Source organism: Pseudomonas fluorescens (genome assembly GCF_002022275.1).
GTDB classification, from domain to species: domain Bacteria; phylum Pseudomonadota; class Gammaproteobacteria; order Pseudomonadales; family Pseudomonadaceae; genus Aquipseudomonas; species Aquipseudomonas fluorescens_AJ.
Map to the genome: position 1 here is coordinate 79,043 of NZ_MSDF01000009.1, position 22,890 is coordinate 101,932.

Sequence of the window (22,890 nt, forward strand, 5' to 3'; positions counted from 1 at the left end):
TGTTTTAAATCAGATCATTACCGATTAGCCACAGGATGCACCTTTAGATGACTCAGGTTACCAACACCCCGTACGAAGCCCTCGAAGTCGGCCAGACTGCCAGTTTCAGCAAAACCGTCGAAGAGCGTGATATTCAGCTGTTCGCCGCCATGTCCGGCGACCACAACCCGGTGCATCTGGATGCCGAATACGCCAAGGCGACCATGTTCAAGGAGCGTATCGCCCACGGCATGTTCAGCGGCGCGCTGATCAGCGCCGCCGTTGCCTGCGAGCTGCCTGGGCCGGGCACTATCTACATTGGCCAACAGATGAGCTTTCAGAAGCCGGTAAAAATTGGCGATACCCTGACCGTGCGTCTGGAAATTCTGGAGAAGCTGCCGAAGTTTCGCGTGCGCATTGCCACCCGTGTGTTCAACCAGCGCGATGAGTTGGTGGTGGATGGCGAGGCGGAAATTCTGGCGCCGCGTAAGCAGCAAGTTGTGACTCTGACGGAATTGCCGCCAATCAGCATTGGCTGATATCAATCTCGAAATCCATGCAAAACAAATGTGGGAGCGGGCTTGCTCGCGAATGCGGTGGATCAGTCAACTTATAATTAACTGATCCACCGCTTTCGCGAGCAAGCCCGCTCCCACATTGGGCCTTGCTTACTGCGGGGCTTACGACTGAGCGCGAGCCTGGTTACGCAGGGCTTTCACCTGGTCGTGGTTGCGTTGCACGCCGTGGTACTGACGCTCAACCAGGTCACGAATACCCAGCAGGTTGTGCTTGTTGATCTTCTCGATCGCTTCCTTGTAAGCCTTCAGTGCGTGGTCTTCACCACGCTCGGCTTCGTTCAGTACAGCCTCTTCGTCTTTACCGGTGACCAGCGACTTCACGTCGACCCAACCACGGTGCAGCGCGGCGCTGACGCTGCCGGAATCTTCCGGATCACCGCCCAGGGCGCGCACGGCAGTCTGCAGTTCAGCAGCGGCGGTGGCGCAGTCGGTGGAGCGCTTCACGAACAGGGCTTTGAGCTCTGGGTGCTTGATGTCTTCAGCACAGGTTTTGAAGCCTTCCTGGCCGTCTTTGCTGGTTTCGATCAGGTCGTTGAGTACGGAGATCGATTCTTTGTTGATGTCAGTCATTTTTCAATTCCTTGTGCGGGTTAAGAAACTTGTATTGGTAGTTGCAGCGCCCGTGCCAGCTTTTGAAAAATAACTTATTACTTATATTTCAATAACTTATGAAATATTGAACCATCTGTATATACGTTATTTGCATGATCTGTCATTTGGCCTTCATGCAGAATGCCTGTATTTTCCAGGGTCTCGACTCAATCGCTTGAAGCCCATGAATCCCGAAAAACTCGAACTGCTGATCACCCGCCAAATGCCCTTCGGCAAGTACAAGGGTCGGATCATCGCCGACCTGCCGGGGCCTTACCTGAACTGGTTTGCCCGTGAAGGTTTCCCCCACGGCGAACTGGGCGGGTTGCTGGCACTGATGCAGGAAATCGACAGCAACGGCCTCGCCGAACTGCTGGAACCGCTGCGCGCCAAACACGGCAAACCCGCCCCGCGCCATTAAGAGCCTCGCCATGCCCCGCAATGCTGATAACGAACGCCACTGGCAAACCATCGCCCAACGCTACGAGCTGGAGCCCGGCCCGATCAATCTGGAAAACGGCTACTTCGGGCGCATGAGCCGTGTGGTACGGGCGCAATACCTGGAACACGTTGCGTTTATCAACCGCAGCAACTCGCTCTACGTACGCCAGCGCTTTGAACAGGGAGAGAACGTTGAGATACGCCGCCAACTGGCCGAGCTGATCGGCGTCAACCCTGAGTCAGTAGCCTTCACGCGCAATGCCACCGAGGCCTTGCAGTCGCTGATCCGCAACTACAACGGCCTGCGACCGGGCGACCAGGTGCTGATCAGCGACCTGGAGTACGACACGGTCAAAGGCGCCATGCGCTGGTTGGCCGGTGTGCGCGGCGTGGAGGTGGTCGAACTGTCCCACACACACCCGGCCAGTTTCGACAGCCTGGTGCAGACGTATCGCGATGCGTTCGTGCAATACCCGCGTTTAAAGCTGATGGCGCTGACCCACGTCACCCATCGCACCGGCCTGGTAATGCCGGTTGAGGCCATTGCCAACGCGGCGCGCGAGCACGGGATTGACGTCATCCTCGACGGCGCCCATGCCTTGGGCCAGATCGAGTTCAACCTTGTGGAGCTGGGCATCGCGTTCGCAGGCTTCAACCTGCACAAGTGGATCGGCGCGCCGCTGACCCTGGGCTTTCTGTACATCGCCCCGGAGCGCCTGGCCGATATCGACCCGGACATGGGTGAATTTCACTACCCCGCTACAGACGTGCGCGCGCGTACGTCCTACAGCACACCGAATTTTCCCGCATTGATGACCTTGCCACTGGTGTTTGAAGAACACCGGGCATTGGGTGGCGCAGCGGCCAAGGGCGCGCGGGTGAATTACCTGCGGGATTTGTGGGTGAGTCAGGTGCGGTCGTTGCCGGGGATTGAGGTGCTGACATCGGACGATCCACGGCTGTATTGCGGGATTACGGCGTTCAAGTTTGTCGGACGGGATCAGCAGGTGATGGCCGATTGTTTGCTCAAGGATTACAACCTGTTCACCACCACCCGGGTGGGTGCGGCGTTTGGTACCTGTATTCGGGTGACACCGGGGTTGGTCACCTCGGCGGCGGACATCGATGTGCTGATCAACGCAATTACCGAACTGAACACGGTTTAAAACTGTGGGAGCTGGCTCCCACATTTGAAGTTGTGTTGGCCTCCCAGCTTTTTGACAGGCAAAAAAAAGCGGCACACCGACCAAGTGCGCCGCAAAAATGCCGTCAAGCACAGCAACAACGATTCGATAAATCAGCTCAATCGAGCAGCGCCAGCGCCTGTGCGGTGACTTCCTGGATACGGGCCCAGTCGCCGTTCTTGACCCACTCAGGGTCCAGCATCCAGCTACCGCCCACGCACATCACGTTTTTCAACGCCATGTACTGTTTGATGTTGGCCGGGCCTACGCCGCCGGTTGGGCAGAATTTGACTTCGCCGAACGGGCCGCCCAGGGCCTTGATGGCCGCTACGCCGCCGCTGACTTCAGCCGGGAACAGCTTGAAGCGGCGATAACCCAAGCCATAGCCTTCCATGATGCCCGAGGCATTGCTGATGCCGGGCAGCAGCGGAATCGGGCTGTGCACCGAGGCTTCCAGCAGGTCGCGGGTGATGCCAGGGGTGACGATAAATTGCGAGCCGGCCACTTCGGCCGCTTCGAGCATATGGCGGTCGAGCACGGTGCCGGCACCGGTGCACAGTTCAGGGCGCTGCTCGCGCAGGACCTGAATGGCTTTGAGGCCGAACTCGGAACGCAGGGTCACTTCCAATGCGGTCAAACCGCCCGCTGCCAGGGCATCGGCCAGCGGCAGGATGTCCTGTTCGCGGGCGATGGTGATCACCGGCAGGATCCGCGCCTTGGCGCAGAGGCTGTCGATGAGGGCAACTTTGTCCGCCATGGACACGGTCGGTTGAGGGCTTTTCATAGCGGCTGATCCTTGGCTCATGGGCACCAGTAAATCTCTAAAGTAGGTTGCAAAAACGCGCGAATCGGCATGGCGGCGACGTCGTCACTCGCCAGCGCGGCGCTCAAGGTGGTCAATTTCGAACTGCCGGATATCGACAGCACGGTGTAGTGGGCCGTGGCCAGCAACGCGCGACTCATGGTCAGGCGCTGGTGCGGCACGGTTGGCGCCAACATCGGCCAGCAACGGCGTGTGCCATCGGGCTTCAGCGCCTCGCCCAGGTTGGGGCTGTTGGGGAACAGCGATGCGGTGTGGCCGTCATCGCCCATGCCGAGTACCAGCACATCAATGGCGGGCAACTCTGCCAACTGGCGATCGGCCAGTTCGGCGGCGTCTTCAAGGTTTGCGGCAACGTTGTAGAGGCTAAGGAACTTCGCCTCTGCCGCCAGGCCTTGCAGCAGGTATTTCTTCAACAAGCCGGCATTGCTGTCGGCATGCTCAACCGGCACCCAGCGCTCGTCGGCCAGGGTGATGGTGACTTTGGACCAGTCCAGGCCTTGTTTGGCCAGGTTCTGGAAGAACGCCACGGGGCTACGGCCACCGGACACCACCAGGATCGCTTCGCCACGGGCACTGATGGCCGTGCGCAATTGCTCAGCCACGTCATTGGCCAAACCGTCGGCCAACAGCACGGGCGTGCGGTACTCATGGGCCGTCACGCCCTGAGGCAGTTTCAATTCAGATATCGCCATACCACGACCTCCCATCCCGCGTGATCAGTGCAATCGAGCTCATCGGCCCCCAGGACCCGGCCGCATACGGCTTGGGCGCATCACCGGATTTTTTCCACCCGGCAATCAACTGGTCACACCACTTCCACGCGGCTTCGATTTCATCTTTGCGAACAAACAGGTTCTGATTGCCGCGCATCACTTCCAGCAACAACCGCTCGTAGGCATCGGGAATCCGCGCGCTGCGATAGGTGTCGGAAAAATTCAGTTGCAGCGGGCCGCTGCGCAGTTGCATACCCTTGTCCAAGCCCTGCTCTTTGGTCATCACACGCAAGGAAATACCTTCGTCCGGCTGCAGGCGGATGATCAGTTTGTTGCTGATCTGCAGGCGCTGCTCGGGGGCGAAGATGTAGTGGGACGGTTCCTTGAAATGGATAACGATCTGCGACAGCTTTTGCGGCATGCGCTTGCCGGTGCGCAGGTAGAACGGTACCCCGGCCCAACGCCAGTTGCGGATGTCGGCACGCAGGGCAACGAACGTCTCGGTGTCACTCTGGGTGTTGGAATTCTCTTCTTCCAGGTAACCCGGCACCGGCTTGCCAGCGCTGTAACCGGCAATGTACTGGCCGCGCACTACTTGAGTGGTCAGGCCTTCCGGGCTGATCGGCGCCAGCGCCTTGAGCACCTTGACCTTCTCGTCACGAATACTGTCGGCGGACAGGTCGGCCGGCGGGTCCATGGCGATCAGGCAAAGCAGTTGCAACAGGTGGTTCTGGATCATGTCGCGCAGCTGGCCGGCCTTGTCGAAATAGCCCCAACGGCCTTCGATCCCGACCTGCTCGGCCACGGTGATTTCCACGTGGGAAATGTAATGCTGGTTCCACTGGGTTTCGAACAGGCTGTTGGCGAAACGCAGGGCGATCAGGTTTTGGACGGTTTCTTTGCCCAGGTAGTGGTCGATGCGGTAAGTGCGGTTCTCCGGGAAGAACTGCGCCACGGCGTCGTTGACCTTGCGCGAAGATTCCAGGTCCGAGCCGATGGGTTTTTCCAGCACGACGCGGGTGTTTTCCGCCAAACCGACCTTGGCCAGGTTTTCGCAGATCGCGCCGTACACCGCCGCCGGGGTAGCGAAGTAGGCGATCAGGCGTTGTTCGCTGCCGGCTTTTTCAGCCAGGCCCACATAGTCGTCGGCTTTCATGAAGTCGACGTGCACGTAGGCCAGGCGTGCGAGGAAGCGCGCTGCCACGGCTTCGTCGAGTTCCTTGCCAACGTACTTACGCAATTCTTTTTCGATGTGGGCCAAGTGCTGCTGCTCGGAACCGGCTTCACGGGCCAGGGCCAGGATGCGCGTGTCGTCGTGCAGGAGCCCGGCGCCATCAAGTTGATAGAGGGCAGGAAATAACTTGCGCAGCGCCAGATCACCCAAGGCGCCAAACAGGGCAAAGGTGCAGGGTTCTACGGTTATCGAAGGCATGATGTTTGTTCTTTTATCAAGTTAAGCTACAAATACCTTTTTTTAAGGTATCACTCAAGGAAAAATGTAGTAATAACCACAACATTTTCCCGAAATACGCATTCCGAGTGGTGGTGTTCAGCTACCCTCAGTAGGATAGGCCACCGCGAAATGCCACTCGTCGATTGGCTACCGCCCTTAATTTGCATCGTCGCCCGAAGGAAAGACTGAATGGACCGCGTGCGAAATCTTCTGGAACAGATCCGGAACCGCCTCGAAGAATTGAACAAGGCCGAGAAAAAAGTCGCCGAGGTCATCCTGCTCAACCCACAGCAGGCGACCCGCTTCTCTATCGCCGCCCTCGCCCAAGCCGCCTCGGTCAGTGAACCGACGGTCAACCGTTTCTGCCGTTCGTTCGGCGTCAGCGGTTACCCTGAACTTAAATTGCAACTGGCGCAAAGTCTGGCCAGTGGCGCGGCGTATGTCAGCCGTGCCGTGGAGGCCGATGATAACCCTGAGGCCTACACGCAGAAGATCTTTGGCAGCGCGATTGCGTCCCTGGACAGTGCCTGCCAGGCCCTCGACCCGGCCCTGATCAGCAAGGCCGTGGATCTGTTGATCCAGGCACGGCAGATCCACTTCTTCGGCCTGGGCGCTTCGGCCCCGGTGGCCATGGATGCGCTGCACAAGTTCTTCCGCTTCAACCTGGCCGTGACCGCCCACGCCGACGTGCTGATGCAGCGCATGATCGCGTCGGTGGCGCATACCGGCGAGTTGTTCGTGATCATTTCCTACACCGGGCGTACCCGTGAGCTGGTGGAAGTGGCGCGTATCGCCCGAGAAAACGGCGCGTCAGTGTTGGGCGTGACCGCCGAGAACTCGCCGCTGGCCAAGGCCAGTACCGTGAGCCTGAACATTCCGTTGCCTGAAGACACCGACATCTACATGCCGATGACCTCGCGGATCATTCAGTTGACCGTGCTGGACGTGTTGGCGACGGGCATGACCTTGCGCCGGGGTGTGGATTTCCAGCCGCATTTGCGCAAGATCAAAGAGAGTTTGAATGACAGCCGGTATCCGGTGGGGGATGAGTTCAACTAGCAGCAATCTCCACCAGCAGTACCGACCCTATCGCAGGCAAGCCAGCTCCCACAGGGGAATGCATTCCAAATGTGGGAGCTGGCTTGCCTGCGATAGCGCCATAAGCACCACCGCTAAACCCCGGCCCGCGCCTGCAAACTGAGGTGCGCCCTCTCCCCCGGTGCCAAACTCGCCGCGGCCATCGCCGACTCCACACACACAAACCCAGACGCCTCGTTAAAACTCACACCCAATAACGGCCGGCTGCCCGGATGCCACACCACCGTGTCGGCGCTATCGCCCGTATCGATGCACAGCTCGCGCTGCCAGGCGTGGTCCTTGAGCTGCAATTCTCCGTCATGTTGAAACACCCGCTGACAGCCGCCATCCACACGCAACTCGCCTTCCTGCTGGCACACCTGGCGGTTGAGCTGATCGTAGCCTTGCGCCCCATCGAGCCCAGACAGCGCTATCTCGTCAACGTGACCAATACGCCAGTAGGCGTGCAAAGCATGGCTCAACTGGCACGGCAGTTCGTCCTGATGCTCGGTGCTCAGGCGCAGTTCCAGGGTTTCGCCCAAGTGCGCGTGCAGGTCCACCTGCCAATCGCACAGTTGCAGTTGCCAGTGCAGGCGCACGCCATCGTCGTCGGTGCTGCTGTCGAGCAGTTTCCAGTCGATCAGACGCGCCCAACCGTGGGACGGCCAGGCGTTTTCGCTCGGATGACGCCCATACCACGGCCAGCACACCGGCACGCCGCCACGAATGGCGCCGACCTGTGGCCACTTGGCCGCGCACCACAACCAGGGTTTTTGCCCGGCAGGCTGAAAGTGCAGCAGTTGCGCGCCCTGGCGACTGAACACCGCCTGGCACAGCGGGTGGTCGATCACCAACACGTCGCGCATCTGAAAGCGCTCCCAGGCAAACACCGGTTGTTCACGCAGGGATTTGAAAAAGCGTTGCAGCGGATGCTCATGCATGTGCCACGGTCCTGAATGTCTTTGTGGGAGCTGGCTTGCCTGCGATGGCATCAGCGCGGCTAGCCTGCTGTACCGAGTCGCCTGGATCGCAGCGGTGCGGCGATCCGACAAGCCAGCTCCCACAGGGAGATGTGCTCCCCTTCCTCAAAAAAAAGCGGGTAGCCATGGCTACCCGCAAAATGCGCACAGAGAGAAGGAGCTTATCGCAACAGCGTTAGAACGTAGACTGAATTTTAAGGCCCGCTACCAGCGCGTTGTCGACTTCTTTAACACCGCCTGGGTTGGCGACGTATTGCAGGTTGGGGCGCACGGTCAGCCAGTTGGTAACGTGGAAGCCGTAGTTGATTTCGACGTTGTATTCAGTGTTACGCAGTGGTGAGAATCCCGACTGGTCGTAGTCAGTGAAACCGCCAGCGGCATTGAGCAGCTCAGCGTTTTTCTTCACGTCACTGTTGGCGTGGATACGGGAAACACCGATACCGACGTCATCCTTGGTACGTGCGTCGAACGGACCTTTGTACACCAGCATCAACGACTGGTAGTTGTCGACCAGGTTGGTGTCTTTGTCGTGGAAGGTCACGTTGGCCGCGATGTTCAGACCACGGGAAGCGTCGCCATTGTGCGTGGTGAGTTGTTGTTGCAGAACACCCCAGTAACCGCTTTTGCTGCTGCGGACACGGAAGGCAGCGCCGGTGGTGCCAGCGTCGTTCCCGTTGACGTCTTCACGTACGTCGGTCGCGTCAGCCGTGCTCTTGTAGTAACCCACACGGTATTCGCCCGGCAGGCCATTGACCTTCGGCGACCAGACCAATTCCACCGGCAATACGGTGCCCTTGGTGCCGCTGCCGCTGAGTTTGAAGCCGTTGCCGTGCTCCAGCTGCGACGGGTTCTGGTTGTACGCACCGATCTGCGCATACAGCTCAGGCGTGATGTTGTACTTCACACGGATAGCCGCTTGGCTGACAGGCCAGTTGTACCAGGTGTTTACGTAGTTACCCACTTGCGAGCCGCAGAACGAGAGGTTCTGGAAGTCGCACGGGAAGGTGTTGAAGTCTTCGCCTTCACCGAAGTAACCGAGTTTCACGTCCAACTTGTTGTCGAACATCTGGTGCTGAATCCAGAACTGGGTCAGACGCACCATGTGGCCACGGCCATCAACTTCTTGAGACGAACTCAAGGTGCCGGCACGCGGGTCGCCAATACGGTCATTGGAGATGTTGGCGCCATTACGGTTGGTCAGTTGGATCTTGGCCTGGGTGTTATCCCAGCCCCACAGCTTTTGCAGATCCAGTGCTACGCCCAGACCAAACTGGTCGGCGTAACGGGCAGTTTTGTCGTTGTTGTAGCCACCGCTAAGGTTGCCACCGACTTCCCCGACGTAGTCAGCCTTGATGTCGATACCTTGCTCGATCAGCTTGGTACGCTCGCCGCCCCAATCGCCCGTCATCCACTTGGAGTCAGAGCTGAATGCATCGGCCGCCATCGCATTGGCGGACAATACCAGGGCTGCAGCTGCTGACAGTTGGCAGATCAGCCGGGTGTTGTTGTGTTGCTTTTTCATCCCTACATCCTCGTCTTTATTGTTATTAAACTGTTTTTATCTAACGCGGTTTACTTTTTTTAACTAAAACAACAACTTATCTTCTTCAGCGGCCTTTGAACTGGGCCACATTGTCGGCATGTCCCTGTGCAGGCAAAGAAGCTGCAGTGCCCAGGCGCTCGCCAGTCTTGGCATCGAACAGCAGCACCTTGGCTGGATCAAATTGCAGGGTCAGGGTCTCACCCACTTGCGGCGCCACATCCGGCGCCAGACGGCAGCAGACCTTGGTGTCATTCAACTGCACGAACACCAGGGTGTCCGGGCCGGTCGGTTCGGTAACCTGGACTTCGGCACGAATGCTCGAAGCGCCATTGCCCTCCCCCGTTGCCAGTACGATTTGCTCAGGGCGCAAGCCCAGAATCACGTCGCGGTCTTCAAGGCCAGCGTCGTTCATGCTCAGCGGCAATTCGCATCGCGCCTGGCCGCTGTCGAGAAGCGCTATCAACTGGCCATCTTTGCGTTGCAGGCGCAAAGGTACGAAGTTCATTGGAGGTGAACCGATAAAGCTTGCCACAAACAGGTTGGCCGGGTCGTTGTAAATTTCTTTCGGCGTACCAAATTGTTGGATGATGCCGTCCTTCATCACGGCCACTTTGTCGCCCAGGGTCATTGCTTCGATCTGATCGTGGGTGACATAGACGGTGGTGGTTTTCAGACGCTGGTGCATCAGCTTCATTTCGGTGCGCATCTCGACGCGCAGCTTGGCGTCGAGGTTGGACAGCGGTTCGTCGAACAGGTAGATCTTCGGACGACGCGCCAGCGCACGGCCCATGGCCACACGTTGCTGCTGACCACCGGAAAGCTGGCCTGGCTTGCGATTCAGCAGGTGCTCGATCTGCAGCAGCTTGGCCACGCGCGCCACTTCGGCGTCGATATCGGCCTGGGCCATCTTGCGGATCTTCAACCCGAATTCGATGTTCTCGCGCACGCTCATGGTCGGGTACAGCGCGTAGGACTGGAACACCATGGCGATGTCACGGTCCTTGGGGCTCATGCCGCTGACGTCTTGGTCACCGATCATGATCGCGCCGCCGGTGATGGTTTCCAGGCCGGCGATGCAGTTCATCAGCGTGGATTTACCGCACCCCGAAGGGCCGACCAGAATCAGGAATTCGCCTTCCTTGATCGACAGTTCGATGTTCTTCAAGGTGTCGGGCAGGCCGGCGCCATAGGTCTTGTTTACATTGCGAAGTTCAAGCGTAGCCATGATTACCCCTTGACCGCGCCGGCCGTGAGGCCGCGCACGAAATACTTGCCTGCGATCACATAGACCAGCAGGGTCGGCAGCCCGGCGATCATCGCCGCCGCCATATCCACGTTATATTCCTTGGCCCCGGTGCTGGTGTTGACCAGGTTGTTCAGCGCCACCGTGATGGGCTGCGAGTCGCCGCTGGAGAACACCACACCAAACAGGAAGTCGTTCCAGATCTGGGTGAATTGCCAGATCAGGCAAACCATGATGATCGGCGTCGACATCGGCAGAATGATCAGGCGGAAGATCGTGAAGAAACCTGCACCGTCCAGGCGTGCCGCCTTGATCAGCGCATCCGGAATGCTCACGTAGTAGTTACGGAAGAACAGCGTGGTGAACGCCAGGCCGTAGACCACATGGATAAACACCAGGCCGGTGGTGGTGCTGGCCAGGCCCATCTTGCCGAGGGTGAACGACGCCGGCAGCAGCACGGTCTGGAACGGCAGGAAGCAGCCAAACAACAGCAAACCGAAGAACAGCTGCGAGCCTTTGAAGCGCCAGAATGACAGCACGTAACCGTTCAGTGCGCCGATGGCGGTGGAGATCAGTACCGCCGGAACAGTGATCTTGATCGAGTTCCAGAAATAGCCATCCACAGTAGCCCAGGCTTTGACCCAGCCAATGCCGGTGACCACGGTCGGCCAGCTCAGCAGGTTGCCGGTGTTGATGTCTTCCGGGGTCTTGAAGCTGGTGAGCAGCATCACTACCAGCGGCACCAGGTACAACAGCACGGCGAGGATCAGCACCGCGTAGATCGCGATGCGACTCAGGCTGATGGAAGGTTTGGAGGCGAGACTAGTCATTACGCTTGGTCCTCAGCTCGGAGTACAGGTAAGGCACGATGATCGCGAGGATCGCGCCGAGCATCAGGATTGCACTGGCCGAGCCCATGCCCATCTGGCCACGACTGAAGGTGAACGAGTACATGAACATCGCAGGCAGGTCGGACGAGTAGCCCGGGCCGCCAGCGGTCATCGCCGCTACCAGGTCGAAGCTCTTGATGGCGATGTGCGCCAGGATCATCACTGCACTGAAGAACACCGGACGCAGGCTTGGCAGCACTACGCTCCAGTAAATGCGCGGCAGGCTGGCGCCGTCGATCTGGGCGGCACGGATGATCGACTGATCAACACCGCGCAGGCCAGCGAGGAACATCGCCATGATAAAGCCGGAGGCTTGCCACACGGCGGCAATCACCAGGCAGTAGACCACGCGGTCCGGGTCGATCAGCCAGTCGAGACGGAAGCCTTCCCAGCCCCAGTCCCGCAGAAGTTTGTCCAGGCCCATGCCCGGGTTGAGCAGCCATTTCCACGCGGTACCGGTCACGATCATCGAGAGCGCCATCGGGTACAGGTAAATGGTGCGGATAAAGCCTTCGCGTCGGATTTTCTGGTCGAGGAAAATCGCCAGGGTCACGCCGATCACCAAGGTGATGCCGATAAACATCCCGCCGAACACAGCCAGGTTCTTGCTCGCGACCCACCAGCGGTCGTTGTCGAACAGCCGCGCGTACTGCGCCAGGCCAGCCCATTTGTAGCTGGGCAGGAACGTGGAGGTGGTGAACGACAGCACGAACGTCCACAGGATGTAGCCGTAGAAGCCCACCAGCACGATGAACATGCTGGGCGCCAGCACCAGTTTAGGGAGCCAGCGCTGCAGTGCGTCGAACGGCGAGGCCTTGCTGAACACAGCAACAGAACTCATGGGAAAATCCAGTACAGGGAAAAAGGACTACAAAAGCATGCCTTGTGAGGGGTCAGGGGGTTTCCCCTCACAAGGACCAGCAGTGCTAACCGTTACTTGGCAGACTTGATCGCAGCGCCGAGTTTCTTGGCGGTGTCGGCTGGGTCGGCTTTCGGGTCGTTGATGAAGTTGGTCACGACATCAAAGAACGCACCTTGTACGGCCAGGGTGGTGGCCATGTTGTGCGCCATGCTTGGTTGCAGGCCGCCAGTCTTGGCGTCAGCCAGGAAGTCCTTGGCAGCGGTCTGGGCGCACGAGTCGAAACCGTACGAGTCCATTTTCTGCAGCATGTCGGTCCGAACAGGGATCGAGCCTTTGTTGATGCTGAAGACTTTCTGGAAGTTTTCACCCAGCACGATTTTGGCGATGTCCTGCTGACCGGCAGCAGTGCCTTTGTCTTTCTGCTTGAACACCGCCAGGGAGTCGATGTTGTAGGTGAAGGCTTTCTCGGTGCCCGGGAAGGCTACGCACTCGTAATCTTTCCCGGCGACTTTCTTGGCGGCAGTCCATTCGGACTTGGCCCAGTCACCCATGATTTGCATACCGGCTTTGCCGTTGATGACTTTGCCGGCTTCGAGGTTCCAGTCCTGGCCTTTGCCGTCAACGTCCATGTAGGTCGCGACTTTCTTCAGCTCGGTGAGCGACTTGACCATTTCCGGGCCAGTCAGCGCAGCGTTGTCGAGGTCAACCAGGGCTTTCTTGTAGCCATCTGCACCCATCACCGACAGGACGACGGCTTCGAATACAGTGCTGTCCTGCCAAGGCTGGCCACCGTGGGCGAGCGGAATGAAACCCGCGGCCTTGAGCTTGTCGCCCGCTGCGTAGAATTCTTCGAGGGTGGTAGGGTTCTTGGTGATACCGGCTTTCTTGAAGACTTCCGGGTTGATCCACAGCCAGTTGACGCGGTGGATGTTGACCGGTACGGCAACGTAGTTACCTTCGTACTTCACGGTGTCGGAGACTTTCTTGTCGAGCAGGGAATCCCACTTCTCTTCTTTGGCGACGTCCTTCAACACGTCAGTGTCGAGCAGGCCAGTCGACGCCCATTCCTGAATGTCCGGGCCTTTGATCTGGGCAACGCCTGGCGGGTTGCCAGCCACTGCACGGCTTTTCAGCACGGTCATTGCCGTGGCGCCACCGCCACCGGCTACGGCGCCGTCTTTCCAGACGAAGCCGTCTTTTTCAACTTGAGCCTTCAGTACGTCTACAGCCGCTTTTTCACCGCCTGAGGTCCACCAATGCACAACTTCAACCGTCCCTTTCGAGTCGGCGGCAAATGCACTGAGGGGAAACAACGAGGCAATGGAAATAGCAACGGCGAGGCGATTAATCGCGTTCATCTGAGTACCTTTTCTTGTTGTTATGCATGCAAGTCTAGAGCTTGCGCTGCACGGAGTTTAAACAGGGATATTTGAGCTGCAGGTAACAAAGGGACGTACAAATGTCACCATTTGGTGACATACAAACCCCGACCCAGAGCGCTGGTCATGCTGGGAGCCAAGGGTAGTGCAGGCAGCACCACCGCTTGCCAGGCATGGTACAGGTCGGGTTTGCCACCCCAGATCTTCGCGCTAGGCGTGTTGTGCGGGCTGAGTTCGTGGTGCCAGCTGCCGTTGATACGGTCGATAAAGCGGGTTTCACAGAACTCCCAGAACCGTCGATACCAGGTTTCGTAATGCAGCTCGCCGGTGCGTTTGAGCAAGGCTTGGGCGGCAGCGCCGGCTTCGGCGTGGGTCCAGTGCAGGCGCTCGCGCACCACCGGCTGGTGCTTCCAGTCCAGGGTGTAGACAATGCCGGGGGCTCCGTCCACGGCCCAGGCGTACTCGCAGGCACTGGCGAACAGGCCCTTGGCGTCGGTCACCAGCCACTCCGGCGTGGCGAGCCCGGCTTGCAGGCGCGCGGCTTCCAGGTGCAGCACCAGCCGTGCCCACTCGAAACCGTGGCCGGGGGTGATGCCATAGGGGCGAAAGCCATCGGCAGGGTTGTCTTCGTTGTAGCCGAGCAAGGGTTTCCAATGGGCGTCGAAATGCTCAATGACCATGAACTGGTTGCCGGCGGCATGGCTGTGGATAACGCGCTCGACGATACGCAGCGCGCGGTCCAGCCAGCGTGAGTCGCCGGTGACATCGGCCAGGGCGAGAAAAGCTTCGGTGGCGTGCATGTTGCTGTTGGCGCCGCGATAGGCCTCAACACCCGTCCAGTCTTGGGCAAAGGATTCGAGCATCACGCCCTCCTCCTCGCTCCAGAAGAACTGGTCGATGATATGGGTCGCGTCGTTCAGCAGGTTCTGTGCACCGGGTGCACCGGCGACCACCGCAGAGCTCGCGGCCAGGGCGACGAAGGCGTGCAGGTAGGCAGCCTTGCCCCGGTTGCCATCAAGGGCGTGCGGCGTGGCGAACCAGCCACCGTGCTCGCTATCGTGCAAAGGGCCACTGAGGGCGGCAACACCGTGTTCGACCAGCTCGGCGTAACCGGGCAGCCCCATGGCGTGGGCCATGGCAAAGCTGTGGGTCATGCGGGCGGTGTTCATGGTTTCGGCACGGGCATCCGCGGGCAGTTGGCCTGTGTCGTTCAGGTTGCCGAAACCGTCCGGCAGCCGGGAGGCCTTGGCGAAAGACAGCAGGCGCTGGCCTTCCGCGGCAAGCCAGGCGTGATGGGCAGGTGCGTTCAGCCAGCTGCTGGCAGGCAGTGGTTGCGTGGTCATGGGTGGCCCTTATTATTTTTTATGGGATGACCGGAGTCTAAACAAGGGGGCGGTGGGGGCAAGTAACGAAGCGGAGGGGAAATGTCACCGCCTTGTGACATTCACTAAAACGATCGTTCCCACGCTCTGCGTGGGAACGCAGCCTCGGACGCTCCGCGTCCAGCAGACGACGCATGGCTTAAGCTCCACGCAAGGGTGACGCAGAGCGTCACGGGATGCATTCCCACGCAGAGCGTGGGAACGATCAGGTCCGTGTACTACTGGGTCAGCGGGGTGATCTTCGCGGGCGCGTTAAGCTGCTGATTCAGGTTCTGCACCTGACTCTGCAATGTGGTGATGTTGCGCGTGGTCTGGATGCGGAACACGTCGAACTCTTTATTGGTCGGCGCATCGCTGTTGGCGGGCTGGTTGTCCTGGGCGCTTTTGAGGACGACAAGGTCCTGCTCAAGACGGGCGATCGCCGCGCTCGGGTTGCCCTGTTTTTTCAGGGCAGCGACGTCGGCGGACAACTCCTTGATATCGCCTTGCGCGGCCTTGAGGGTAGCCACCGCATCGGTCAATGCCTGCACCTGGCCTTGCAGTTTGGCGTTCGCGTTCGACAGGTCAGTGGTGCTGGCGCTCATTTGTGCCAGCCGTTGATCAAGCTCGGTGGCTTGGCCCGCCACCCCGACCTGCTGCTTGCCCTGCTCCAGCAACTGGGTCTCAAGCTGCTTGATCTGCAGTTTCAGCGCCTCGCTGCCATTGTTCACATTGGCTTCGCTGGCCACCACCTTGCCGGAAATATCCTGCAGGCGCCCCGCCGCTTCTTCGCTGATGCGCGCAAAGCTTTCCTGGGTCGCGACCAACTGCTGACCCATCAGGGAAATCTGCTGAAAGCTCCACCAGGCCAGGCCCGCAAAGGCGATCAGCAACGCGCCGACCAATGCCCACAGCGGGCCGGTACTGGCGCTCTTGACCTTCACCACTTTGGTGTTGCGCGAACGCACGGCGGTGGCGGGCGTCGGCTCGAAATCATCATCGTCCCCGACGTCGGCACGCAGGCCGGGAACGTTGTCGAAATCGTCTTTGTCATCGTTACGCATGAATCAATCCTGAATCAATGAGATGGCTACCTGAAACGCCGAGCGATCGGAGTATAAACCGCGTTCACGCCGCACTGATCGACCTGAAACCGTGAATTCGGTTCCCGATGTGTTGCAGCTTGTGAGCTTACTTCAAGCCCGGATCCTGGGCTTTCCACCAGCTGCAGAACTCGTCGAGGGCCGTCCACAGGCTGACCTTGGGCTCATAGTCGAGATAATGCCTCGCCCGGCTGATGTCGAGGGTGAAATCTTTGTTCATCACCTGCATGCCCAACCGCGACAGCGCCGGCTCTGGTCGGCCCGGCCACATCGCGCAGAATGCCTCGTTCAAGGCCGCTACGCTGTAGGACAAACCGTAAGACCGATACCGCGTGACCTGCGGCATGTCCATCTGGCGCATCACGTAGTTCACCACATCCCACACTGGCACCGGCGTGCCGTTGCTGATGTTGTAAGCCTTGCCCAGCGCCGAACCGGTGGCCAGCAAACTGCTGAGCAACGCCTCGTTGAGGTTGTGCACACTGGTGAAATCGACCTTGTTCAGGCCGTCGCCAACAATAGCCAGACGGTTCTTGCGCTGCATTTTCAACAGGCGCGGGAAGATGCTCATATCCCCCGCGCCGGTGACAAAACGCGGGCGCAGGGCCAGCACTTCCAGGCCGAACTCCTGGGCGCCGAAGACTTTCTGTTCCGACAGGTATTTGGTCGCGGCGTAAGGATGCTTGAAGCGCTTGGGCACTTGCTCTTCGGTCAGGCCCAGGTGATCGCGCCCGTCAAAGTAGATCGACGGCGACGACAGGTGCACCAGGCGCCCGACGCGCTGCTTGAGGCAGGCTTCGACGACGTTTTCAGTCACCAGCACATTGCCTTGGTGGAAGTCCTGGTACTTGCCCCACAGCCCGACGGAGCCGGCGCAATGCACCACGGCTTCGACGTCACGGCACAGCTCGCGCACCAGGTCGGCGTCGTTCAAATCACCCTGGATGAACTCGGCGCCGCGCCGTATCAGGTGCTCCACACCTTCGGCGCGCCGCCCGTTGACCCGCACGTCCAGGCCCTGCTCCAGGGCAAAACGCGCGAAGCGCCCGCCAATGAAGCCGCTTGCGCCGGTGACCAGAATTTTCATTTGTTACCCCATGTTCTTTCGTTTTTCATCGCTGTTGCCTTGACGCCCGCTGTTACTTCAACGGCACCAACCATTGGCCACAGGCCTGGGCCAGATGGTCGGTCAACAGGCCCAACAATTGCCCGCCACTGCGCCAATGATGCCAGTACAACGGCACATCGATGGGCTTATCTGGCAACAACTCGACCAATTCGCCCGTTTCCAGTTGGTCGCGCACTTGCAGTTCCGGCACCAGCCCCCAGCCCAAGCCGGCTTCCGTCAGGCGGATAAACCCTTCGGACGAAGGGCATAAATGGTGTTCGAAACCGCCGTCCACGCCGAGAGACGCCAGGTAACGGTGTTGCAGGAAATCGTCCGGGCCGAACACCAGCGCCGGCGTTTTCGCCAGTTGATCGGCGCGCACGCCCTCGGGGAAATGCCGGGCAATAAACGCCGGGCTGGCTAACGCCCGATAGCGCATGGCGCCGAGCAACAGGCTGCGCGCGCCAGCCACCGGGCGTTCGCTGGCGCAGATGCACGCCGCCACTTCACCGGCGCGCATGCGTTTGAGGCCCACGGTCTGGTCTTCCACCACCAAATCCAGCAATAGATGCTGGTCGGCACAAAAACCGCTGACGGCCTCGGCCCACCAGGTGGCGAGGCTGTCAGCATTCAGGGCGATGCGCAGGCGCTCGGGCATGCCCTCTTCGTCCAGCGCGGGCACCTGGCTTTGCAGGTCGCGCTCCAGTAACCGCACTTGCTGCACGTGATTGAGCAGGCGTCGGCCAATGTCAGTGGGCGTCGGCGGCGTGGCGCGCACCAGCACCGGCTGGCCAATGCGCGCCTCCAGCAGCTTGATGCGCTGGGAGATTGCCGATTGCGACAGCCCCAGCACCTGGGCGCCGCGTTCGAACCCGGCTTGTTCCACCACCGCCGCCAGGGCGGAAAGCAATTTATAGTCGAACATCAGTTTCTCTAATGAGCGATCAGCAATATTGGTTTTTCTTATACAGCTTAGCCCGAGAGAATGACCAGCATGGCTTCTCTCTTTAAGGAAATTTCACATGGCTGGCGAAACCGCCCTGGCAACCCTGCTGCGCAGCATGAGCCCGCAACTGAATGACGGCGATTACGTGTTCTGCACCCTGCCCGACAATCGCATCCCTGAAGGCTGCGACGTTATCGGCAGTTTTCGCGAGCATGAAGGTCTGACGCTGATTGTCGAGCGCCAGCAAGCGGAACAGGCGGGCCTGGCCTTCGACTATGTGGCCGCCTGGATCACCCTGACTGTGCATTCGGCGCTGGAGGCGGTAGGCCTGACCGCCGCCTTTGCCGGCGCACTGGGAGACGCCGGCATCAGTTGCAACGTGATCGCCGGTTATTACCACGACCACCTGTTTGTGGGTCGTGCTGATGCACAGCGCGCCCTGGATGTGTTGCGGCAACTGGCAGCAAACCCGGAGTAAACCCTATGTGGCAGAGCTATGTGAACGGGCTGCTGGTGGCCCTGGGCCTGATCATGGCGATCGGCACTCAGAACGCTTTTGTATTGGCGCAAAGCCTGCGTCGTGAACATCATTTGCCCGTGGCAGCATTGTGCGTGGTCTGCGATGCGCTGCTGGTAGCGGCGGGGGTATTCGGCCTGGCGACGGTGTTGGCGCAAAACCCGTTGCTGCTGGCGATTGCCCGTTGGGGCGGTGCGGCGTTTTTGTTGTGGTATGGCACGCTGGCGTTGCGCCGGGCGTTTTCCAGGCAGAGCCTGGCACACGGCGATCATCTCAAGGTGCGTTCACTGCGTGCGGTGTTGCTCAGCGCACTGGCGGTGACGTTGCTCAATCCGCACGTGTATCTGGACACGGTGCTGCTGATCGGCTCATTGGGTGCGCAACAAACCGAACCTGGCGCGTATGTCGCCGGGGCCGCCAGCGCCTCGTTTCTGTGGTTCGCGACACTGGCCCTCGGCGCGGCCTGGCTGGCACCGTGGCTCGCACGCCCGACGACCTGGCGCCTGCTCGATCTGTTGGTCGCGGTGATGATGTTCAGCGTGGCCTATCAATTGATCAGCGCCTGAGGAATATTCCAAAACGCTCTGGAACCTCTATCCCACACAGTTGTTGCGTGGTTATGCCGCAACCCCGGTGCTATGATCCGGTCCCTGCGCCGCAAAGAGTACAAACTCCCCGGCGCTTGTTTGGCCGCCCGTGATCGGCCTTGCGCTCACCGCAACTGACCTGATTAGGAGAATCATCATGGCTTTCGAATTGCCGCCGCTGCCCTACGCACACGATGCCCTGCAGCCGCATATTTCCAAGGAAACCCTGGAGTACCACCACGACAAGCACCACAACACCTACGTCGTGAACCTGAACAACCTGGTGCCAGGCACCGAGTTCGAAGGCAAAACCCTGGAAGAGATCGTTAAATCCTCTTCCGGCGGCATCTTCAACAACGCCGCTCAGGTCTGGAACCACACCTTCTACTGGAACTGCCTGGCGCCAAACGCTGGTGGTCAACCGACCGGCGCACTGGCTGAGGCGATCAACGCAGCCTTCGGTTCGTTCGACAAGTTCAAAGAAGAATTCACCAAGACGTCCGTCGGCACCTTCGGTTCCGGTTGGGGCTGGCTGGTGAAAAAAGCTGACGGCTCCCTGGCCCTGGCCAGCACCATCGGCGCCGGCAACCCGCTGACCAGCGGCGACACCCCGCTGCTGACCTGCGACGTCTGGGAGCACGCTTACTACATCGACTACCGCAACGTGCGTCCAAAGTATGTGGAAGCGTTCTGGAACCTGGTCAACTGGAAGTTCGTGGCTGAGCAGTTCGAAGGCAAAACCTTCACTGCCTAAGCGACACTTGCAGTAAAAAGAGCCCGGCCATGTGCCGGGCTTTTTTATGGGTCGGGAATTATGGCCAATTCGTTGGAACTCAGTACGCGGATGCCGCCACGTAGTCAGTGTGAGGAATTCACCTCTCTTACCTGTCGGAGAAATTACATGAGTATTGGAGCACTGGCCGGTCTCGCCGGCCCAGCTATGGGGCTTGTTGGCGAAGCATTAAAAATGGGCACCGAACTGGTGAAAATGGCCACTCAAGCGGCTCAATCGCAATCGGGCAATAAAGAAGGTGGCGGTGATAAAGACAAAATCGCTCACCAAGAGATGCACAACCAGAAACGCGTGGATTTCGGGGGCGAAGGTGGTGGTTCGACAAACCACATCAATATCAACGCCAACGTTAACTCCAACGCTGCTTAAAGATAGGTAGTGCCGGCCATGGGCGACGCCTGTGCGCCCAAGGCGCCGTCTCAGGCAGGCGGATACACATCCGCCTGCTTTCAGCCATCTCCCCGCTCAAGTTCGTTCCCAAACCCGCCGATGCCCTAATGTTCCTTTGACTGCCATCACCAGATTGCCAATACTCATGGCATATTGAGGCTACCCGCACGGAACAAGGAATGACCCTTTGAAGCTGGAACTCAAAAACAGCTTGTCGGTGAAGTTGTTACGGGTTGTGCTGCTGTCGGCATTGATCGTGGGCGTGGCGTTAAGCGCGGCGCAGATCGTCTTCGATGCCTACAAGACGCGACAAGCCGTGGCGGGCGATGCCCAGCGTATTCTCGACATGTTCCGCGACCCCTCGACCCAGGCCGTCTATAGCCTGGACCGCGAGATGGGGATGCAGGTGATCGAAGGCCTGTTCCAGGACGACGCCGTGCGCATGGCCTCCATCGGCCATCCCAACGAAACCATGCTGGCGGAAAAAAGCCGCGCACTGCAGCAATCCCCCAGCCGCTGGCTGACCGACATAATTCTTGGCCAGGAACGCACCTTCACCACGGCATTGGTCGGCAAAGGCCCCTACAGCGAATATTACGGCGACCTCAGCATCACGCTCGACACGGCCAACTACGGCAAGGGTTTTTTGGTCAGCTCGGTCATCATTTTCATTTCCGGGGTGCTGCGCGCCCTGGCCATGGGCCTGGTGCTGTACCTGGTGTATCACTGGCTGCTGACCAAACCGCTGTCGCGGATTATCGAGCACCTGACCTCGATCAACCCGGACCGGCCCAGCGAACACAAAATACCCCAGCTTAAAGGCCATGAACGCAACGAACTGGGGCTGTGGATCAACACCGCCAACCAGTTACTGGAATCTATCGAGCGCAATACCCACCTGCGCCACGAGGCTGAATCCAGCCTGCTGCGCATGGCGCAGTACGATTTTCTCACCGGCCTGCCCAACCGCCAGAAACTGCAGGAGCAACTGGACAAGATCCTGATCGACGCCGGCCGACGCCAGCGCCGTGTGGCGGTGTTGTGCGTGGGCCTGGATGACTTCAAAAGTGTCAACGAACAGTTCACCTACCAGGCTGGCGACAAATTATTGCTGGCCCTGGCCGACCGCCTGCGTGCCCACAGCGGCCGCCTCGGCGCCCTCGCCCGCTTGGGCGGCGACCAGTTTGCGCTGGTGCAGGCCGATATCGACCAGCCTTACGAAGCCGCCGAGCTGGCGCAAAGCATTCTGGATGACCTGGAAGGTGAGTTCGCCCTCGAACACGAGCAGATTCGCCTGCGCGCCACCATCGGCATCACCCTGTTTCCGGAAGACGGCGACAGCACCGAGAAGCTGCTGCAAAAAGCCGAACAGACCATGACCCTGGCCAAGAGCCGCTCACGCAACCGTTATCAGTTTTATATCGCCAGCGTCGACAGCGAAATGCGCCGGCGCCGCGAGCTGGAAAAAGACCTGCGCGATGCCCTCAGCCGTGAGCAATTCCACCTGGTTTACCAGCCGCAGATCAGCTACCGCGACCATCGCGTGGTGGGCGTGGAAGCGCTGATCCGCTGGCAACACCCGGAACACGGCCTGGTACCGCCGGACCTGTTCATCCCGCTGGCGGAACAGAACGGCACGATTATCCCGATTGGCGAATGGGTACTGGACCAGGCGTGCCGGCAATTGCGCGACTGGCATGACCTGGGGTTCACAGACCTGCGCATGGCGGTCAACCTGTCCACTGTGCAATTGCACCACACCGAGCTGCCAAGGGTGGTCAACAACCTGATGCAGATCTACCGCCTGCCGCCGCGCAGCCTCGAGCTGGAAGTCACCGAGACCGGCCTGATGGAAGACATCAGCACCGCCGCCCAGCATTTGCTCAGCCTGCGGCGTTCCGGAGCGTTGATTGCGATTGACGACTTCGGCACCGGCTATTCGTCCTTGAGCTACCTGAAAAGCCTGCCGCTGGACAAAATCAAAATCGACAAGAGTTTCGTGCAGGACCTGCTCGATGACGACGACGACGCGACAATCGTGCGCGCCATCATCCAGTTGGGCAAAAGCCTGGGCATGCAGGTAATTGCCGAAGGCGTGGAAACCGCCGAGCAAGAGGCCTACATCATTTCCGAGGGCTGCCACGAGGGCCAGGGTTATCACTACAGCAAACCGCTGCAAGCCCGCGAGTTGGCGGCTTATTTGAAACAGGCCGAGCGCAACAACGCGGCGATTCTCTGAACCGACAAATCGATACTAAATATTTCCCTCGTATAAACCTTTACACAAAATGCAAATCTTTCGCATTATGTCGCAGTTTTTGCGCTCCCCCGCGCGCCCCATCAACAACC

General features: G+C 59.4%; 23 protein-coding genes. 9 read left to right on the forward strand and 14 right to left on the reverse strand.

The window, feature by feature from the left end; genetic code table 11:
- Window positions 1-47 precede the first annotated feature (47 nt).
- Window positions 48-518 carry a MaoC family dehydratase gene (locus BFW87_RS04630; RefSeq protein WP_034115694.1) on the forward strand — a complete coding sequence of 157 codons (471 nt, stop codon included), beginning with the start codon at window positions 48-50 and terminating at the stop codon, window positions 516-518.
- A gap of 141 nt (window positions 519-659) precedes the next feature.
- Here BFW87_RS04630 and BFW87_RS04635 read toward each other — a convergent pair whose 3' ends face one another.
- On the reverse strand, window positions 660-1,127 hold the full coding sequence (locus BFW87_RS04635; protein ID WP_078738790.1) for a PA2169 family four-helix-bundle protein: 468 nt from the start codon (window positions 1,125-1,127) through the stop codon (window positions 660-662).
- Window positions 1,128-1,332: 205 nt separating this feature from the next.
- On the opposite strand from BFW87_RS04635, the gene BFW87_RS04640 reads away from it, so the two are divergent.
- Together BFW87_RS04640 and BFW87_RS04645 are read left to right on the forward strand one after the other, a co-directional pair.
- Window positions 1,333-1,569, forward strand: coding sequence for a DUF3820 family protein (locus BFW87_RS04640; RefSeq protein ID WP_017735664.1), 237 nt, complete (start codon window positions 1,333-1,335; stop codon window positions 1,567-1,569).
- A gap of 10 nt (window positions 1,570-1,579) precedes the next feature.
- Window positions 1,580-2,755, forward strand: a complete 1,176-nt coding sequence (locus BFW87_RS04645) for an aminotransferase class V-fold PLP-dependent enzyme (protein ID WP_078738791.1) — start codon at window positions 1,580-1,582, stop codon at window positions 2,753-2,755.
- Between the two features lie 136 nt (window positions 2,756-2,891).
- Here the strand turns inward: BFW87_RS04645 and BFW87_RS04650 are convergent, their stop codons facing one another.
- The 3 genes from BFW87_RS04650 to zwf are packed head-to-tail and all read right to left on the reverse strand — an operon-like array spanning window position 2,892 to window position 5,741.
- On the reverse strand, window positions 2,892-3,557 hold the full coding sequence (locus BFW87_RS04650) for a bifunctional 4-hydroxy-2-oxoglutarate aldolase/2-dehydro-3-deoxy-phosphogluconate aldolase (protein ID WP_078738792.1): 666 nt from the start codon (window positions 3,555-3,557) through the stop codon (window positions 2,892-2,894).
- 17 nt (window positions 3,558-3,574) lie between these two features.
- On the reverse strand, window positions 3,575-4,288 hold the full coding sequence (gene pgl, locus BFW87_RS04655; RefSeq protein ID WP_078738793.1) for a 6-phosphogluconolactonase: 714 nt from the start codon (window positions 4,286-4,288) through the stop codon (window positions 3,575-3,577).
- Window positions 4,275-5,741: a glucose-6-phosphate dehydrogenase gene (zwf, locus tag BFW87_RS04660; protein ID WP_078738794.1), complete on the reverse strand. Its 1,467-nt coding sequence runs from the start codon at window positions 5,739-5,741 to the stop codon at window positions 4,275-4,277. Before zwf ends, pgl begins: the two co-directional genes overlap by 14 nt.
- A 219-nt stretch (window positions 5,742-5,960) precedes the next feature.
- Between zwf and BFW87_RS04665 the strand changes: the two genes are divergently transcribed.
- Complete coding sequence (locus tag BFW87_RS04665; RefSeq protein ID WP_170039859.1) at window positions 5,961-6,821, forward strand: MurR/RpiR family transcriptional regulator; 861 nt, start codon at window positions 5,961-5,963, stop codon at window positions 6,819-6,821.
- Window positions 6,822-6,934: 113 nt separating this feature from the next.
- On the opposite strand, the gene BFW87_RS04670 is transcribed toward BFW87_RS04665, so the two are convergent.
- From BFW87_RS04670 to BFW87_RS04715, 10 genes are all read right to left on the reverse strand, one after another.
- On the reverse strand, window positions 6,935-7,780 hold the full coding sequence (locus tag BFW87_RS04670) for a D-hexose-6-phosphate mutarotase (protein ID WP_078738795.1): 846 nt from the start codon (window positions 7,778-7,780) through the stop codon (window positions 6,935-6,937).
- A 214-nt stretch (window positions 7,781-7,994) separates the two neighbouring features.
- A complete protein-coding gene (locus BFW87_RS04675) occupies window positions 7,995-9,341 on the reverse strand; it encodes a carbohydrate porin (protein ID WP_078738796.1) in 1,347 nt (448 codons plus the stop codon).
- A gap of 85 nt (window positions 9,342-9,426) precedes the next feature.
- Complete coding sequence (locus BFW87_RS04680; RefSeq protein ID WP_078738797.1) at window positions 9,427-10,587, reverse strand: ABC transporter ATP-binding protein; 1,161 nt, start codon at window positions 10,585-10,587, stop codon at window positions 9,427-9,429.
- A 2-nt stretch (window positions 10,588-10,589) separates the two neighbouring features.
- Window positions 10,590-11,435, reverse strand: a complete 846-nt coding sequence (locus tag BFW87_RS04685; RefSeq protein ID WP_078738798.1) for a carbohydrate ABC transporter permease — start codon at window positions 11,433-11,435, stop codon at window positions 10,590-10,592.
- Window positions 11,428-12,336 carry a carbohydrate ABC transporter permease gene (locus BFW87_RS04690; protein ID WP_053257700.1) on the reverse strand — a complete coding sequence of 303 codons (909 nt, stop codon included), beginning with the start codon at window positions 12,334-12,336 and terminating at the stop codon, window positions 11,428-11,430. Before BFW87_RS04690 ends, BFW87_RS04685 begins: the two co-directional genes overlap by 8 nt.
- 92 nt (window positions 12,337-12,428) lie before the next feature.
- On the reverse strand, window positions 12,429-13,715 hold the full coding sequence (locus tag BFW87_RS04695) for an ABC transporter substrate-binding protein (RefSeq protein ID WP_078738799.1): 1,287 nt from the start codon (window positions 13,713-13,715) through the stop codon (window positions 12,429-12,431).
- A 104-nt stretch (window positions 13,716-13,819) separates the two neighbouring features.
- The gene (locus BFW87_RS04700) at window positions 13,820-15,079 is read right to left on the reverse strand and encodes a D-mannose isomerase (protein ID WP_078738800.1); all 1,260 of its coding nucleotides are present in this window, start codon (window positions 15,077-15,079) and stop codon (window positions 13,820-13,822) included.
- A 257-nt stretch (window positions 15,080-15,336) separates the two neighbouring features.
- Window positions 15,337-16,161, reverse strand: coding sequence for an ATPase (locus BFW87_RS04705; protein WP_078738801.1), 825 nt, complete (start codon window positions 16,159-16,161; stop codon window positions 15,337-15,339).
- 127 nt (window positions 16,162-16,288) lie between these two features.
- Entirely contained in the window at window positions 16,289-17,287 is a 999-nt protein-coding gene (locus BFW87_RS04710) for an NAD-dependent epimerase/dehydratase family protein (RefSeq protein WP_078738802.1), read from the reverse strand.
- A 52-nt stretch (window positions 17,288-17,339) separates the two neighbouring features.
- Window positions 17,340-18,233, reverse strand: a complete 894-nt coding sequence (locus BFW87_RS04715) for a LysR family transcriptional regulator ArgP (protein WP_078738803.1) — start codon at window positions 18,231-18,233, stop codon at window positions 17,340-17,342.
- Between the two features lie 97 nt (window positions 18,234-18,330).
- Between BFW87_RS04715 and BFW87_RS04720 the strand changes: the two genes are divergently transcribed.
- The 5 genes from BFW87_RS04720 to BFW87_RS04740 all read left to right on the forward strand — a co-directional run bounded on the left by BFW87_RS04720 (window position 18,331) and on the right by BFW87_RS04740 (window position 22,780).
- Window positions 18,331-18,732, forward strand: coding sequence for an ACT domain-containing protein (locus BFW87_RS04720; RefSeq protein ID WP_078738804.1), 402 nt, complete (start codon window positions 18,331-18,333; stop codon window positions 18,730-18,732).
- A gap of 5 nt (window positions 18,733-18,737) precedes the next feature.
- The gene (locus BFW87_RS04725) at window positions 18,738-19,337 is read left to right on the forward strand and encodes a LysE/ArgO family amino acid transporter (RefSeq protein ID WP_078738805.1); all 600 of its coding nucleotides are present in this window, start codon (window positions 18,738-18,740) and stop codon (window positions 19,335-19,337) included.
- A 178-nt stretch (window positions 19,338-19,515) separates the two neighbouring features.
- The gene (locus BFW87_RS04730) at window positions 19,516-20,112 is read left to right on the forward strand and encodes a superoxide dismutase (protein WP_003212997.1); all 597 of its coding nucleotides are present in this window, start codon (window positions 19,516-19,518) and stop codon (window positions 20,110-20,112) included.
- A gap of 147 nt (window positions 20,113-20,259) precedes the next feature.
- A complete protein-coding gene (locus BFW87_RS04735; RefSeq protein ID WP_139372393.1) occupies window positions 20,260-20,520 on the forward strand; it encodes a hypothetical protein in 261 nt (86 codons plus the stop codon).
- Between the two features lie 208 nt (window positions 20,521-20,728).
- Window positions 20,729-22,780 carry a putative bifunctional diguanylate cyclase/phosphodiesterase gene (locus BFW87_RS04740; protein WP_078738807.1) on the forward strand — a complete coding sequence of 684 codons (2,052 nt, stop codon included), beginning with the start codon at window positions 20,729-20,731 and terminating at the stop codon, window positions 22,778-22,780.
- Window positions 22,781-22,890 lie beyond the last annotated feature (110 nt).

Bases quoted from the DNA above. Each gene is read 5' to 3' on its own strand.
- BFW87_RS04730 (WP_003212997.1), top strand. From the start codon at position 19,516: ATGGCTTTCGAATTGCCGCCGCTGCCCTACGCACACGATGCCCTGCAG.
- BFW87_RS04715 (WP_078738803.1), bottom strand. From the start codon at position 18,233: ATGTTCGACTATAAATTGCTTTCCGCCCTGGCGGCGGTGGTGGAACAA.
- BFW87_RS04650 (WP_078738792.1), bottom strand. From the start codon at position 3,557: ATGAAAAGCCCTCAACCGACCGTGTCCATGGCGGACAAAGTTGCCCTC.
- BFW87_RS04735 (WP_139372393.1), top strand. From the start codon at position 20,260: ATGAGTATTGGAGCACTGGCCGGTCTCGCCGGCCCAGCTATGGGGCTT.
- BFW87_RS04680 (WP_078738797.1), bottom strand. From the start codon at position 10,587: ATGGCTACGCTTGAACTTCGCAATGTAAACAAGACCTATGGCGCCGGC.
- BFW87_RS04690 (WP_053257700.1), bottom strand. From the start codon at position 12,336: ATGAGTTCTGTTGCTGTGTTCAGCAAGGCCTCGCCGTTCGACGCACTG.
- zwf (WP_078738794.1), bottom strand. From the start codon at position 5,741: ATGCCTTCGATAACCGTAGAACCCTGCACCTTTGCCCTGTTTGGCGCC.
- BFW87_RS04695 (WP_078738799.1), bottom strand. From the start codon at position 13,715: ATGAACGCGATTAATCGCCTCGCCGTTGCTATTTCCATTGCCTCGTTG.
- BFW87_RS04670 (WP_078738795.1), bottom strand. From the start codon at position 7,780: ATGCATGAGCATCCGCTGCAACGCTTTTTCAAATCCCTGCGTGAACAA.
- BFW87_RS04725 (WP_078738805.1), top strand. From the start codon at position 18,738: ATGTGGCAGAGCTATGTGAACGGGCTGCTGGTGGCCCTGGGCCTGATC.
- BFW87_RS04710 (WP_078738802.1), bottom strand. From the start codon at position 17,287: ATGAAAATTCTGGTCACCGGCGCAAGCGGCTTCATTGGCGGGCGCTTC.
- BFW87_RS04675 (WP_078738796.1), bottom strand. From the start codon at position 9,341: ATGAAAAAGCAACACAACAACACCCGGCTGATCTGCCAACTGTCAGCA.
- BFW87_RS04635 (WP_078738790.1), bottom strand. From the start codon at position 1,127: ATGACTGACATCAACAAAGAATCGATCTCCGTACTCAACGACCTGATC.
- pgl (WP_078738793.1), bottom strand. From the start codon at position 4,288: ATGGCGATATCTGAATTGAAACTGCCTCAGGGCGTGACGGCCCATGAG.
- BFW87_RS04640 (WP_017735664.1), top strand. From the start codon at position 1,333: ATGAATCCCGAAAAACTCGAACTGCTGATCACCCGCCAAATGCCCTTC.
- BFW87_RS04685 (WP_078738798.1), bottom strand. From the start codon at position 11,435: ATGACTAGTCTCGCCTCCAAACCTTCCATCAGCCTGAGTCGCATCGCG.
- BFW87_RS04705 (WP_078738801.1), bottom strand. From the start codon at position 16,161: ATGCGTAACGATGACAAAGACGATTTCGACAACGTTCCCGGCCTGCGT.
- BFW87_RS04700 (WP_078738800.1), bottom strand. From the start codon at position 15,079: ATGACCACGCAACCACTGCCTGCCAGCAGCTGGCTGAACGCACCTGCC.
- BFW87_RS04645 (WP_078738791.1), top strand. From the start codon at position 1,580: ATGCCCCGCAATGCTGATAACGAACGCCACTGGCAAACCATCGCCCAA.
- BFW87_RS04630 (WP_034115694.1), top strand. From the start codon at position 48: ATGACTCAGGTTACCAACACCCCGTACGAAGCCCTCGAAGTCGGCCAG.
- BFW87_RS04720 (WP_078738804.1), top strand. From the start codon at position 18,331: ATGGCTGGCGAAACCGCCCTGGCAACCCTGCTGCGCAGCATGAGCCCG.